Genomic DNA, 12,508 nt, shown 5'->3' on the forward strand with positions numbered 1-12,508 from the left:
GGCCCCTTCCAGGACCCGGACGCCGTCGAAGACGACGAGGACTGACGGCCGGCACACCGCCCCTTCCGGGCACGAGCTCAACCAGAGGGCGTGACCGAGGACCACACGCCGAACCACTGCTCGGCGCCGTACTCCTCGAACCGCTCCACCTCGGTGAACCCCAGCTTCGCCGCGAGGCGCATCGAGCGGTCGTTGGCGGTCTGGGTGCAGAGCACCACCGGCTCGCCGGGAAGCGCGCCGGTGAACCAGTCGAGGGCCGCCGCGCACGCCTCGGTGGCGTACCCGCATCCCCACGCCTCCGGCAGGAACATGTAGCCGAGTTCGATCTCCCCGGCCTCCGGACGGACATGCCCCGGCCGCTCCGCGTCGCGCCGGTCGAGCGTGATGACGCCGATCATCGCTCCGTCCAGATCGACCACGAAAAGGCCGGGGCGTCGCCTGGGCACCTCAGGCACCGCACGCTCGAACTCATCACGCGGTCGAGGGCCACCAATGTAGGTGCCCACCTCCGGCGAGGTGAACAGCTCGATGATCGCCGTACGGTCCCGGGCCTCGGGCTCGCGGAGCACGAGGCGTTCGGTCCGTATCGGGGCGGGGGGCCAGACGACGGGTCCAAGATCAGACATGGCGGGCAACCTACCGCACTCCCGCCGAGCAACGCGGAGGTCTTCTCTCGAACGTGCCCCCAGCCGCCAGGTAGCTCTATGAGAGGTTATGGTCGCAGTTCGTGATCGTCGTGAGTCGGGCATATGCCGGTAGCGGATCATGGACGTTCGACGGTGGTCTTGAGCTCGGGGATCGGTCGGACGAGGGAGCACGCTGGTTCGCCGGGAGTGGGAACCGGAAGAACTGATCGCGGCATGGACGCTGCTGGACGACGACCGGGAGTTGGTGGCGAACAAGGCCGGCGCGACTCGGCTGGGCTTCAGCCTGTTGCCGAAGTTCTTCGAGCTGGAAGCGCGCTTCCCTCGACATGCCGGGGAACTGCCCAAGGCCGCGGTGGACTACGTGGCTGGGCAGGTGAAGGTCGAGCCGCCGGGCCTGATCGAGCGGATCGTGCGCGGCAGCCGGGCTCGGTTCGAGGACTCCGTGGCCGCGATCCGGACCGACACCGCCGAGGCCACCGACGAACGGCTGCGGTGCGCCGAGGATGCGGATGACCGCCCAGTCCGCTCGGTGCCTGTCTTTGACATCCTCTGTTGTCGCTGTTCAGAGGCCGGATTCCGGTGATCGGGGATCGGTGGGCACCGTTCGGATCGGCGGCACGGTGATGGGTTTGCGAACGGCGAGCGCGCCCAGGAGGGACCGAACTGTCCCGACAGAGGAAGTGGACCCAGCATCTCTTCGTCTGGGCCCTGCCGCTTTCCAGTACGACGCCCGACTAAGCGCGCCATCGCCAAGGGAATCAAGGACAGGCAGTCAGAGCACCAGATCGTCATGTTCGTCGAAGATCCAACCGTCTTCGTAGAGCACCTCGAACAGGTGGCCGTCGGGATCGGTGAAGTATCCGCTGTGTCCCCAGGGATTCGGGCCGGCCGGGCGGGTGACGGTGGCGCCCAGCTCGGCGGCCTTGGCCATGACCTGGTACACCTCCTCGGCGCTGCGGGCCACATACGCCAGGGCGAAGCCGGCGAAGCCACCCGGTTCCCGGTCGGGTAGACCAGCGTCGGCCGCGAAGGCCTCCCGGGACTGAAACGCGACCGCGACCCCACCCAGTTCGAACAGCGCGAACTCGTCCGAGCCCGCCGTGGACCTTCGCCAGCCCAGCGCCTGGTAGAACGCGACCGAGGCGGCGACATCGCGCACACCGAGCAGAATCAGATTGAGTCGCTGCCGCATGTCTTCCTCCTGGGAGCCGGTGTCCGGCACGTCATTCTGCCACCCCGCCATCTCCGGCTGACACCAGCCTGCCCAGCCCTGTGACGGCGGGCACAGGCGAGGGCACCTTGCCCCGAGAGGCTCCCCAGAGTTGGCATTCGGATAGGCGTGACCGTGAGGCTTTCCCCAACACCGGCCTGTCGGCGCTACTTCTTGGAGAGCGGCGCCGACCAGGACACCAAGGGGTCAAGGGCAGACACCCAGCTCGCCGCGATCACCCGCACGCTCGGCCTGGTGCTCGACGCGGTCACCCCGCGACCGTCCCCGGGCACGCGGTCCGCACCAACCTGATCATCGTCCCGGCCCTACCCGAGCGGGACGCCGGCCCGCAGGTCACCCTCGACGCCGACGTCCTGGAGCTCGCCGAGTTCTGTGGCCTCGCCGTCCGACTCGACCTCGACGACGAGGAGTCGGTGCGGCACGGCGGCTCCAGCCTCGAGGAGCGGCAGCGCCAGGAGGCCGAGCTGGTGGAGAGGCGTTCAACATCGGCTGCACCCCGGTCATCGACTTCACCAAGCTCGACCCGCAGGACCAGGCCGAGCTGGCGTCGGCTGCCTGAACCCCGGTACCGGATCGGCTCCGAGCGGTAGTGGCACCGGCCTGGGGTGGTCGAAGTCGTCTACCTCGGCTTCGACCGCCCCAGGCTTCTGGGCACGGTCAGGTTCGGGCCTGTGTCCGGGCGCCCGGGTACGCGCGGACCCGCGCCGTGGGCTATTCCTCCCGGGCCGGACGGAGGACCCGGCGCACGGCGCCACGCAGCCACTGATGGGCCCCGTCGGCGGTGTGGCGCGGGTGCCAGGCCATGCCGATCGTCAGTGGTGGCAGCGGCAGCGGGATTTCCAGCAGGCGTAGTCCCAGCGCATGCGCCGCGTCGCTGAGTGGTGAAGGGGGCTCGCCCGGCAGCGCGGTCGGCACCAGGCAGACCACGTCGCCGACTGCGGCCAGCGCCATCGCCGCCAGATGTCCGGGCAGGACGGCGCTGACCCGCCGGCTGAGCCCTTGTTCGGCCAAGGCCGCGTCCAGCGGGCCGGTGAAGCCTCCCCGGCGGCTGACCGTCACATGCTCGGCCGCGGCCAGCCTGATGGGCGTCAGCGGTCCTTCGGTGAGCGGGTGCCCGGCCCTGACGCCGGCCGCCATCCGCAGCGTGACCAGCTCTTCGACCCGGGTCTCCGGGTCTACGTGGTCGATGGACCCGATCTCCAGATCGATCCGGCCCTCGCGCAGCGCGGGGCCCGCCTCCCACTCCTCGGCCAGCACCCGCAGCGAGACGCCCGGCGCCCGGCGCCGGGCCAGCCCGAGCAGACCCGGTGCCAGCGCTGTGCCGACCAGGTCCGAGGTCTGGACGGTGAAGGTGCGTCGCAGTGCGGCGGGGTCGATTTCGCCGCTCGGGGTGAGCAATGCCTCCAGCCGACGCACCACCGCGGCGGCCTCGTCCCGCAGTGCCTCGGCACGGGGTGTGGGCACCATCGCCTGTCCTGCCCGCACCAGTAGGGGGTCCTGGAGCACCCGGCGCAGCCGGGCCAGAGTGCGGCTCATCGCCGCGGGGGAGGTGCGTAGCCGCGCGGCGGCACGGGTGACGCTCTGCTCGGTCAGCAGGGCGTCGAGGGCGACGGCGAGGTTGGCGTCGAGGTTCGGAGTTGGGCTGCTCAACGGCGTGATTCCGTTTCGGGCAATGATTGGATGCTGAAGTTCCCATTGTGGCAATGCGGTTCGGGTCTGCACGATCAAGGGGTTGTACCGATCCGACACAGACCGCGAGGTTTTCATGATCGTCATTACCGCCCCCACCGGGAACATCGGCCGACGGCTGCTGTCGCTGCTGGTCGAGGCCGCGCCCGCACGCGGAGAGAAGTTGCGCGTCGTGGTCCGCGATCCTGCCCGGCTCCCCGAGGCCGTGCACGGACGGGTCGAGGTGGTCACCGGCTCGCACGGCGACGCCGCGACCGTCGAGCGTGCCTTCACCGGGGCCGACGCCGTTTTCTGGCTGGTGCCGCCGGACGCCTCGGCCACACCCGACGAGGCGTTCAGCGGCTTCACCCGCCCGGCCGCGCGGGCGTTCGCCGCCCACGGCGTCGGCCATGTCGTCGGCGTCTCGGCGCTCGGCCGCGGCACCCCGCAGGCCACCCAGGCCGGGCTGGTCACCGCCTCCCTGGCCATGGACGACCTGATCGCCGGCTCCGGCGTCGCCTACCGCGCCCTGGCCAGCCCGTCCTTCTTCGAGAACCTGCTGGAGGAGGCCGACTCGATCCGCGAGAACGGCGTCTTCACCGACACCGTCGCCGCGGACCGTCCGGCCCCGCTGGTGGCCGTCGCCGACATCGCCTCGACGGCGGCCGAGCTGTTGCTGGACCGCTCCTGGACCGGCGTCGGCAGTGTTCCGGTGCTCGGCCCGCAGGACCTGTCGCCCAACGACCTGGCCCGCATCATGACCGAGGAGCTGGGCCGTCCGGTCCGCTACCGGCGCCAGCCGCTCGACGAACTGCGGTCCACCCTGCTCGGTTACGGCCTCAACGAGACGTTCGTCGAGGGCGTCGTCGACATGAAGCGCGCCAAGGACCAGGGCCTGGACTCGGGCGTCGGCCGCTCACCGCAGGCGGGTCCGGCCACCGGATTCGCGCAGTGGTGCGCGCAGACCCTCAAGCCGGCCGTCCTCGCCACGCCGGAGGAAGTCGATGCCCACTGACCGAACCGAGCCGCCGGTCACCGCGTTCATGCTGGTCAAGACAACGCCCGAGTGGCTTGCGATGACCGTGGCCGAACGCGTCCAGGCCTTCACCACCCAAGTCGTCCCGGTGATCGAGGCCCGCACCCGCGGCGTCCGCTCCCGCTTCTACGACACGGAGTTCTACTCGGCGCGGGTCACCGACATCTGGGTCTGGGAGGCGGACGACCACGACGCCTACCGGCTGCTGATCGACGCGCTGCGCGAAACCCCCTTCTGGGACCGCTACTTCGATGTTGTGGACCTGCTCGTGGGCACCGAGAACGGCTACGCCCGCACCTACGACCTGGAGCCGGTGGCCACCCTCGCCACCTGACGCTCCTCCCTGACCGGCCGGTGCCGCCGCCGCCCTGCGAAAGCATCGGCCGGCAGTTCAGCTGAGCAGCTGCCCGGCATCCACGCTCCGTCCGGCCTCGGCCGGATGCTCTTCGGGTTCTTCGCGGCGATGGCCGAGACCGAGCACGAGAGCATCCGCGAACCCCCTCGAAGGGCTCGACGCAGCCGCCCGCAAGGGCAGGCTTCGAACCGCTGGGCCCCGGAGCGGGCTTAGCGGTAACGGCTGCCCCATTGACCCCCGACGCCGTACACGCGGTGCCACGGACGTCACCTGGAAATCCTGAGCGTCACGCCGGCGGCCGGGCGAGTTTGGCGGCCACGGCGTCGAGGACCCAGTCCAGGCCGGTCGCGAAGGACGCCTCGGCGTCCACCTCCGTGCCGTCGTGCACGGCCTTGGCCAGCGCCGGGAAGCGGCCCGTGGCCAGCATCCTCATCAGATGCGGGCCATAGGCACGCTGCCAGTCGCGTTTGGACAGGCCCGTGGCGCGCTCGGCCCGCAGGTTCGCGATCTCGCGTCTGATCGCGCCAGTGAAGTAGGCGCTGACGGTCTCCACGGCGCGCATGACGGTGTCGAGGTCGGCGAGGCCGTCGAGAGCGGCCAGCGTGGCCTCGGTCACGGCGAGGGCGTTTGGGCCCAGGGTCGGACGGCCGCCGAGCAGGTCGGCCAGCCATTCGTGACGGAGGGCGGCCTGCCTGGTGCGGTGGGCGAGGATGCGCAGCGTCTCCCGCCAGTCGCCGGGCTGCTCCTCGGGGAGGATCTCGGCGTAGACCTCGTCCACCATGAGGTCGAACAGCTCCTCCTTGGTGGAGATGTATCCGTACAGCCGCATCGGGCCGACGTCCAGCCGGGCGGCGACCTTGCGCAACGACACGGCCTCCAGCCCGCCCTCGTCGGCCAACGCGATGGCGGCGGCGACGATTCGCTCCCGGTCGAGCGGCGCGGGGCGGGTCGGCGGCTCCGGTCGGTCCCACACAGTCATGGATACATCGTACTGTTGTGATACATCGTCTTAGTAAAATACAGTGTATCGACATGAGACATCGTATCGCCGTGATTGGAGGCGGCCCCGCCGGCCTTACCTTCGCCCGCGTCCTGCACCGCCACGATCACCCCGTCACCGTCCTCGAACGCGATCCCGCCCCCGACGCCCGTCCCCCGGGCGGCACGCTGGACCTGCATGAAAAGCTGGGCCAGCTCGCGCTGGGCAAGGCGGGGCTGCTGGCGGAGTTCCAGGCGCTGTCCCGTCCCGAGGGGCAGGCCATGCGCATCCTGGACGTGGACGGGAGCGTCCTCCGCGACTGGCAACCCCGTCCGGATGACCGGGCAAATCCCGAGATCGACCGCGGGCAACTCCGTGACCTGCTGCTCGGCCCCCTGGACGTTCGGTGGGGGAGGGGCGTGACGGAGGTGGTGCCGGGAACCCGGGATGGCGCGCTGGTCCGTTTCGAGGACGGGCGACAGGAGACGTTCGACCTCGTGGTCGGCGCGGACGGCGCCTGGTCCCGGGTCCGCCCGGCGGTCTCGCCCGCGACGCCGCACTACACCGGCGTCACCTTGGTCGAGACCTCCCTGGACGACGTCGACACCCGCCACTCCGACCTCGCCCGGCTGATCGGCGACGGCTCCGTGGCTGTGTACGGCGTGAACCGCGCCCTCGTGGCCCAGCGCAACAGCGGCGGCCATGTCAAGGTGTACGCCCAGTTCCGCGCGCCGCTGGACTGGCACACGAACCTGGACCGGCATCTGGGCCTGAACCGGCGCGCAGGCCTGGACCTGGCCGACGTCGAGGCTGTGCGATCAAGCCTGCTGGCTCTGTTCGACGGCTGGGCCGCTCCCGTCCTCGACCTCCTCCGTCACGGCACCGCTTTCGTCCAGCGTCCCCTCTACGTCCTGCCCGTCTCTCACATCTGGGCCCATGTCCCCGGGGTGACGCTACTGGGCGACGCCGCCCACCTGATGCCCCCGTTGGGGGTGGGCGCGAACCTCGCGATGCTGGAAGGCGCCGAACTCGCCGAGTCCGTCGCCGCCGCCTCCGGCCCTGGCGATCTGGACGAGGCCGTCCGCACCTTCGAGGAACAGATGTGGGCACGGGCCGGCAGGTGGGCGGAGATCACGGCGGCCGGTCTGGAACGCCTCGTGAGCCCGGACCCCGCCCAAGCCCTCGCCCTCTTCGACGAAGTCCAGCCGTCCTGACTGTCAAGCGCGAGAACACCGGCACCAGCGGCTCGCCACGGCTTCACGGGGCAGCACGGCACCGCCGCGGTTCCTTCCGGCAGATCCACCGCCCGCCGGACATCGCCCGCGACGCAGCGGCCCTTATGGTCCGACAGACGCTGGCCGTGACCCGGCAGCCCGTACGGGCGGCGGCGTGGCACGACCTGCCCACGACGTACGTGGTGTGCACCGAGACCGGGGCGCCTCGGCGGCGGCGCAACGCGAATTCTCCCGCCGCGCGGACAAGGACATCGAAGTGAAGGCGGCGCCCGCGAAGTAGGCGAATCCAAGCAAGGTCAATCTCACCGGGATTTCCTGCACCTCGACTACTCGCGCCCGGTGTACTTCACGATCCGGTCGTACTGCTGGCGGATCAGGTCCCAGTTGATCGTCCTGGTGGACAGCACTGACGTGAGGTTGGGGCCGGTTGTCGTCCTCCCCGGCCGCCGACCGGTACGGCTTCGCGGACTGGCCTCAGGGACAAGCGCCACGAGATGATCATCCTATGGCGGATGTGATTTTCTTCGATCTGGACGGCACCCTGGTCGATCACCGAAGCGCGGTCTTGGAAACGATCGGCCAGATCGTTCAGGCCTCGCCGAACGCGACGGCTCCACCGGAGGAGCTGGTGACCTTGTGGTGGACGCTGGAGGGACGCCACATGCGGGAATACCTGGCCGGTCAGTGCTCCTTCGCTGAGCACCACCGGCGCAGGATCCGTTCCTTCCTGCCGATGCTCGGCGAGCCGGTTCCTGAAAGTCCCGGCCTTCTGGACGCCTGGATCGCCGAGCGCTACCTCACCGTGTTCGAGGAGTCCTGGCGGTGCTATCCCGATGTCCAGCCATGCCTGGAGACCCTGAAACGGCTTCCCCGAGGACCGCGTCTGGCCGTTCTCACCAACGGGGACCCCGAGCAGCAGCGCACCAAGCTCGCCCGCTTCGGCCTCCTCGAATACTTCGAAGCCGTCCTGACCCCGACCGAGCTCGGTGCCGCCAAGCCCGCCGCCTACGCCACCGCCTGCCAGTGGATGCGGACGGACCCCGCGCAGGCGGTCAACGTGGGCGACATGCTGGAAAGCGACGTGAACGCAGCCGCCCTCGCCGGGCTCACCGGCATCTGGCTGGACCGCGGCATCGACTTCGTCACCGGTGGACCATCGCCGACAGCAGACGAGACGGTGCTCCGCATCGAACGACTCACCGACCTCCCCGACCACCTATCACGCACGAACGCCTGATCGGCTCTCACGAACCTCGGCATGGTTTGAGGGGGAGGGGGCCTTGAGCCCGGTGAGGCGGCTGCGCCGCTTCCGTTGGGGTCAACGCCTGCCTGCGGGTTCCTTCAGCTCTGCGACACGCACGGCGGTCACCTTGCCGCCGTGGCAGGGCGAGTCCTCGGGCCATGCGTAGACCGGAGGCAGGTTGCGCCGCGTCCGGTGGTCCGGTCCTTCCCGGCGACGTCCGGAGAACACTCGGGTGCCGGTGTCGACGCCATCGCCTTCGCCGCTGAGGGCTCCCGGTAGCACTGACGAAGTTTCGGCCGGAAAACCGTTTGAGCCTCTCTTCCGCGTTCCCGTAGGTTGCCTGCGGCCCGTCGCAGTGAGGACAGAGGACAAAACCGCGTGACCCCGCCTGCTCTTTAGACCTGACACCTTCTTCCGCTCACTTTCAAGCCGACCCTCCCGTCGGCTCTGCCGGGCTGCCCATGTGCGCCTGGTCACGCAGCGTTTGAGGCCGCGCGCAATCGGCCTCGTGTCAGGTCTAGAGAGATCATGTCTTCACAACCTCATACCGTGCTGCCCTGGGTCGTTCGTCGGACCAGGCTGCCTCTGCTGTCGTTGCGGTGCGTGGACTGCCGGTCGGAGTCGGCCACCACCGGCGAGGGCAGATTCCGCGTCAACGCCAGCGGCAAGCTGCTGGACGTGTGGCTGCTGGTCCGCTGCGTATCCTGCGATCGGACGAGCAAGCTCACCGTGCACGAGCGAGCGCCGGTCAGATCCTTCGATCCGGCCGAGCTCCACGGCTACCGCGTCAACGATCCGGGACTGGTGGCGTCCAGGCTGTTGGATCCGCTGCTCGCCCGGCGCAACCGCCTCACCCTGGACTGGACGGGGGCCTGGCGGCTGGACACCCCGTCGGCATGGCTCGACGAGGCGTGGCCGGTCCAGGTGGAGGTCCTCTTCGAGGATCCGGTACCGGTGCGCCCGGAACGGCTCATCGCGCAAGGGCTCGGCCTCAGCAGGAACGAAGCACTGCGTCGGATCAAGTGCGACATTCCGTTGCGCCGTCCGACGAGCGCCGGATTCACCTTTACCGTGATGGCCGGGGACTAGCGGGGATGTGGCCGCGGCGGGCCACCCGGCCTGCCGCGGCCACATCCCGAAACCATGCCGATACCGGACGCGCAAGGCCCACCCCGTCACAGAACACGAAGCACCCTCATCACCTGCAAGAACACTCAGGGGACGCCTGGATGACGGACGAACGGTGACAGCCGTGCCGTGTCTTCGTCGCGGACGTCGTGCCCGGCGGCGCGCAACAGCTTCAGGCTCGAAGGCGGGCCGCCAGGTCCCAGACCTGGACGGTCGTGTCGGCCATGACGGTGACGGCGACGGGGCGGCCGCCTGCGGTTGTGGCGGCGAGGGCGCCGACGCCGGAAGCGGTGATCGGGTCGGCGGCGGGTTCCCCGGTGGTCAGATCCCAGAGGTGGACGGTGTTCTCGTCCATGAGGGCGGCCACGATGGGGCGGCCGTGCGCTTCGACGACAGCCAGGTCCTGGACCCAGCGCGGCGACCTCCCGGTCAGCGGCTTCCCCAGGGGCAGACCGGTGCGCAGGTCCCACCTGCGGACGGTGCCGTCGTACCCGCCGGTGACGACGACGGGGCCGTCGTCGAGGAGCGCTGTCGTCACGACCGTCACGCCGGCGGTGTTGCCGGTGAGCCCCGCTCCGAGGCGGCCCCCGGTGGTGAGGTCCCACACCCGCACCGCCGGGTCGGCGCTGCTCGCGGTGATCAGCACGGGCCTCCCGTCCAGGACCGTCGTGGCGAGGTGCACCGCTCCCGAGTGCCCGGTCGCGATCTCACCGGTCTGCCGCCCCGTTGCCAGATCGTGAATGCCGGCGACCGGGAAGTCCTGGCAGACGCCGGTGCCGGAGTCGTCGGTGTGCACCGTGAAGATCACGACAGGCTGTCCGTCGAGCACGGCGGTGGCCAGGGCGTTCACATGAATGCCGCCGGGATACCACAGGTCCTCGGCGAGATCGTCGATGTCGGTGATCCCGGGATGCCCCTTGACCTCGATGGCGCGGATCAGCCGCCCGCCGGCCGGATCCCGGACCTCGATCACCCCGCCGTATCCGCCGGTCACCACGACGGGCCGCCCGTCCAGCACACCGGTCGTGATCGCCCACGCGTCGTCCGAACCTGGCCGCCACCACCCGGCGGGCTCGCCCGCGCCCACATCCCAGATTCGTACGGTGGTCTCGCCGAACCCGCCGGTGACCACGAGGGCCCGCCCGTCGGCCGTCACGGCCACCGCGGTCGTGGCCTCCTCCTCGTGTCCGGGGAACGTGATGACCGGCCGAGCCGCCACCCACGCGGCACCGTGCCCGTCGAGACCATCTGTCATGGCGGCACTGTAGACCCGCGCACCGACGAAGCCCGCCCCGTTCCCATCCGCGGCCTTCGTGCCCCGTGCCCAGCAGCCCCCCAACCCCGTTGACCTGCGTGGCCGACCTGAGCTGAGGGGGATGCGAACTCCGTTTCCTGCGGAGTTCAGCGTTCGCGATTGCCCCACAGGGGACGCCCTGTTCGCCCTCATCGGTGGAACGAGGGCGAACAGGGCATCCCTGTCAGGACGCGCCGACGAAGACCGGGGGAGTCCGGTCCTTCCAGGGCATGGCCTGTTCCAGCTGGGAGGCGATCTGGAACAACAGGTCCTCCCGGCCGTGAGCAGCGGCGACCTGTACTCCGATCGGCAGCCCGTCGTCGCTCATGGCGAGCGGCAGGCTGATCGCGGGCTGGCCGGTGACGTTGAACACCTGCGTGAACGGCCCGTACTCGGTCAACGCCTCCAGCCAGCTGGTCAGGGTGTGGCCGGGATCGTCGTACCGCAGGGCGCCGTGCGGCGCCGGCAGCCGGCCCAGAGTCGGGGTGACGAGCAGGTCGTACTCGGTGAAGAACGCGCCCACCGACCGGCTCACCCGATTCTGCGCGTGGAAGGCGGCCAGCATGTCCAGCCCGCTGTACTCCTTGGTCACCTGGAGAAACTGCCGGGAGACGGCTTCCAACCGTGCCGGGTCGGGTTGCCGGGGAGCCAGCAGCAGCGTGGAGAAGATCGCCACCCCCTCGAGCACCCAGGCCTGCATGACGGCATCCCAGTCGACCAGCGGACCGGCCTCGCAGACGATGTGCCCCGCCCGCTCCAGCACACGGCCGGCCTGGACCGTCGCCGCGGCCACCTGGGCGTCCACGCTCGTCCCGGACCAGGCCGTGGTGGTCACCGCCACTCGCAGCCGGCTCGGATCAGCCCCGAGCTCGTCGGCGTACGGACGGCGCGGGAGCGGCGCGGTGTACTTGTCGCCGATTCCGGGTCCTTGGACGGCATCCAGCAGGTGGGCGGTATCGCGGACGGTACGCGTCAGCGCGAACTCATAGGCCATGCCCAGCATCGGCTCGCCTGCATCGGGCCCGCTCGTGACTCGGCCCCGGCTCGGTTTGAGCCCGACCAGCCCGCAGCAGGAGGCGGGGACACGGATGGATCCGGCACCGTCGCTGGCGTGCGCGAGCGGTACCGCCCCGGCCGCGACCAGCGCCGCGGCGCCTCCGCTGGAGCCGCCCACACCACGGTCCGGATCCCAGGGGTTGCGCGTCGGCCCGAACCTGAGGGATTCGGTGGAGAAGCTGACGCACATCTCCGGCACGGTGGTCAGGCCCAGCGTGACCAGGCCGGCAGCGCGGAAGCGGGCCATCAGATCGGTGTCATGCTGGGCGATGATGCCCGGCAGAGCCCGGCTGCCGATGAAGAACGGCACTCCTTCGGCCACCGGTCCATGGTCCTTGACAAGGAACGGCACCCCGGCGAACGGGCCGTCGTCGGCGTGATCGAGCGCCGGAGAGAACACCGGCAGGGCCAGGCCGTTCACCTTCGCGTCGGCCGTTCGCAGGGCCTGCCGGGCGGTGGCCTCGATCTCGTCGGCGGTGACCTCGCCCGATCTGATCAGGTCCCGGATGCCGACAGCGTCGTACCTTGCGTACTCGTGGAGTTCCATGAAGAGTCCAATTCTCGGCGTCCCTGGACGCCTCGCACTTCGAGACAGGTGGATCCCGTCGCGGGATTCATTCGTTCGGTGGACAGCGC

General features: G+C 70.1%; 14 protein-coding genes. 7 read left to right on the forward strand and 7 right to left on the reverse strand.

Translation table 11 applies throughout. The features are described 5' to 3' along the window. Window positions 1-77: 77 nt before the first annotated feature. Window positions 78-626 (reverse strand): GNAT family N-acetyltransferase, encoded by a 549-nt coding sequence (locus tag PKF00_RS12705; RefSeq protein ID WP_271217652.1) that lies wholly within the window; start codon window positions 624-626, stop codon window positions 78-80. A gap of 193 nt (window positions 627-819) precedes the next feature. On the opposite strand from PKF00_RS12705, the gene PKF00_RS12710 reads away from it, so the two are divergent. Further along, window positions 820-1,230, forward strand: a complete 411-nt coding sequence (locus tag PKF00_RS12710) for a DUF4158 domain-containing protein (protein WP_271217826.1) — start codon at window positions 820-822, stop codon at window positions 1,228-1,230. Between the two features lie 189 nt (window positions 1,231-1,419). Here PKF00_RS12710 and PKF00_RS12715 read toward each other — a convergent pair whose 3' ends face one another. Continuing rightward, window positions 1,420-1,839: a VOC family protein gene (locus tag PKF00_RS12715; protein ID WP_271217653.1), complete on the reverse strand. Its 420-nt coding sequence runs from the start codon at window positions 1,837-1,839 to the stop codon at window positions 1,420-1,422. Between the two features lie 153 nt (window positions 1,840-1,992). On the opposite strand from PKF00_RS12715, the gene PKF00_RS12720 reads away from it, so the two are divergent. Further along, window positions 1,993-2,169, forward strand: a complete 177-nt coding sequence (locus PKF00_RS12720; protein ID WP_271217654.1) for a hypothetical protein — start codon at window positions 1,993-1,995, stop codon at window positions 2,167-2,169. Between the two features lie 420 nt (window positions 2,170-2,589). Here PKF00_RS12720 and PKF00_RS12725 read toward each other — a convergent pair whose 3' ends face one another. Next, complete coding sequence (locus PKF00_RS12725; RefSeq protein WP_271217655.1) at window positions 2,590-3,528, reverse strand: LysR family transcriptional regulator; 939 nt, start codon at window positions 3,526-3,528, stop codon at window positions 2,590-2,592. A 115-nt stretch (window positions 3,529-3,643) separates the two neighbouring features. On the opposite strand from PKF00_RS12725, the gene PKF00_RS12730 reads away from it, so the two are divergent. Both PKF00_RS12730 and PKF00_RS12735 read left to right on the forward strand, forming a co-directional pair. Then, window positions 3,644-4,561: an NAD(P)H-binding protein gene (locus tag PKF00_RS12730; RefSeq protein ID WP_271217656.1), complete on the forward strand. Its 918-nt coding sequence runs from the start codon at window positions 3,644-3,646 to the stop codon at window positions 4,559-4,561. After that, window positions 4,551-4,916: a darcynin family protein gene (locus PKF00_RS12735; RefSeq protein ID WP_271217657.1), complete on the forward strand. Its 366-nt coding sequence runs from the start codon at window positions 4,551-4,553 to the stop codon at window positions 4,914-4,916. The genes PKF00_RS12730 and PKF00_RS12735 overlap by 11 nt, the downstream gene beginning before the upstream one ends. A 307-nt stretch (window positions 4,917-5,223) precedes the next feature. Here the strand turns inward: PKF00_RS12735 and PKF00_RS12740 are convergent, their stop codons facing one another. Then, window positions 5,224-5,916: a TetR/AcrR family transcriptional regulator gene (locus PKF00_RS12740; RefSeq protein ID WP_271217658.1), complete on the reverse strand. Its 693-nt coding sequence runs from the start codon at window positions 5,914-5,916 to the stop codon at window positions 5,224-5,226. A gap of 53 nt (window positions 5,917-5,969) precedes the next feature. Here PKF00_RS12740 and PKF00_RS12745 point away from each other — a divergent pair, with 53 nt between their 5' ends. Next, complete coding sequence (locus PKF00_RS12745) at window positions 5,970-7,130, forward strand: FAD-dependent oxidoreductase (protein WP_271217659.1); 1,161 nt, start codon at window positions 5,970-5,972, stop codon at window positions 7,128-7,130. A 347-nt stretch (window positions 7,131-7,477) separates the two neighbouring features. On the opposite strand, the gene PKF00_RS12750 is transcribed toward PKF00_RS12745, so the two are convergent. Further along, window positions 7,478-7,642 (reverse strand): hypothetical protein, encoded by a 165-nt coding sequence (locus PKF00_RS12750; RefSeq protein ID WP_271217660.1) that lies wholly within the window; start codon window positions 7,640-7,642, stop codon window positions 7,478-7,480. Between the two features lie 14 nt (window positions 7,643-7,656). On the opposite strand from PKF00_RS12750, the gene PKF00_RS12755 reads away from it, so the two are divergent. Then, window positions 7,657-8,388 (forward strand): HAD family hydrolase, encoded by a 732-nt coding sequence (locus PKF00_RS12755; RefSeq protein WP_271217661.1) that lies wholly within the window; start codon window positions 7,657-7,659, stop codon window positions 8,386-8,388. 555 nt (window positions 8,389-8,943) lie between these two features. Next, the gene (locus PKF00_RS12760) at window positions 8,944-9,483 is read left to right on the forward strand and encodes a DUF1062 domain-containing protein (RefSeq protein WP_271217662.1); all 540 of its coding nucleotides are present in this window, start codon (window positions 8,944-8,946) and stop codon (window positions 9,481-9,483) included. A 211-nt stretch (window positions 9,484-9,694) separates the two neighbouring features. Here PKF00_RS12760 and PKF00_RS12765 read toward each other — a convergent pair whose 3' ends face one another. Further along, window positions 9,695-10,777 carry a WD40 repeat domain-containing protein gene (locus PKF00_RS12765; protein WP_271217663.1) on the reverse strand — a complete coding sequence of 361 codons (1,083 nt, stop codon included), beginning with the start codon at window positions 10,775-10,777 and terminating at the stop codon, window positions 9,695-9,697. Window positions 10,778-11,000: 223 nt separating this feature from the next. Further along, complete coding sequence (locus tag PKF00_RS12770) at window positions 11,001-12,419, reverse strand: amidase (protein WP_271217664.1); 1,419 nt, start codon at window positions 12,417-12,419, stop codon at window positions 11,001-11,003. Window positions 12,420-12,508: the final 89 nt, after the last annotated feature.

The organism is Streptosporangium carneum (assembly GCF_027922005.1).
Taxonomy (GTDB): Bacteria; Actinomycetota; Actinomycetes; order Streptosporangiales; family Streptosporangiaceae; genus Streptosporangium; species Streptosporangium carneum.

Bases quoted from the DNA above. Each gene is read 5' to 3' on its own strand.
- PKF00_RS12705 (WP_271217652.1), bottom strand. From the start codon at position 626: ATGTCTGATCTTGGACCCGTCGTCTGGCCCCCCGCCCCGATACGGACC.
- PKF00_RS12715 (WP_271217653.1), bottom strand. From the start codon at position 1,839: ATGCGGCAGCGACTCAATCTGATTCTGCTCGGTGTGCGCGATGTCGCC.
- PKF00_RS12730 (WP_271217656.1), top strand. From the start codon at position 3,644: ATGATCGTCATTACCGCCCCCACCGGGAACATCGGCCGACGGCTGCTG.
- PKF00_RS12735 (WP_271217657.1), top strand. From the start codon at position 4,551: ATGCCCACTGACCGAACCGAGCCGCCGGTCACCGCGTTCATGCTGGTC.
- PKF00_RS12740 (WP_271217658.1), bottom strand. From the start codon at position 5,916: ATGACTGTGTGGGACCGACCGGAGCCGCCGACCCGCCCCGCGCCGCTC.
- PKF00_RS12745 (WP_271217659.1), top strand. From the start codon at position 5,970: ATGAGACATCGTATCGCCGTGATTGGAGGCGGCCCCGCCGGCCTTACC.
- PKF00_RS12755 (WP_271217661.1), top strand. From the start codon at position 7,657: ATGGCGGATGTGATTTTCTTCGATCTGGACGGCACCCTGGTCGATCAC.
- PKF00_RS12765 (WP_271217663.1), bottom strand. From the start codon at position 10,777: ATGACAGATGGTCTCGACGGGCACGGTGCCGCGTGGGTGGCGGCTCGG.
- PKF00_RS12770 (WP_271217664.1), bottom strand. From the start codon at position 12,419: ATGGAACTCCACGAGTACGCAAGGTACGACGCTGTCGGCATCCGGGAC.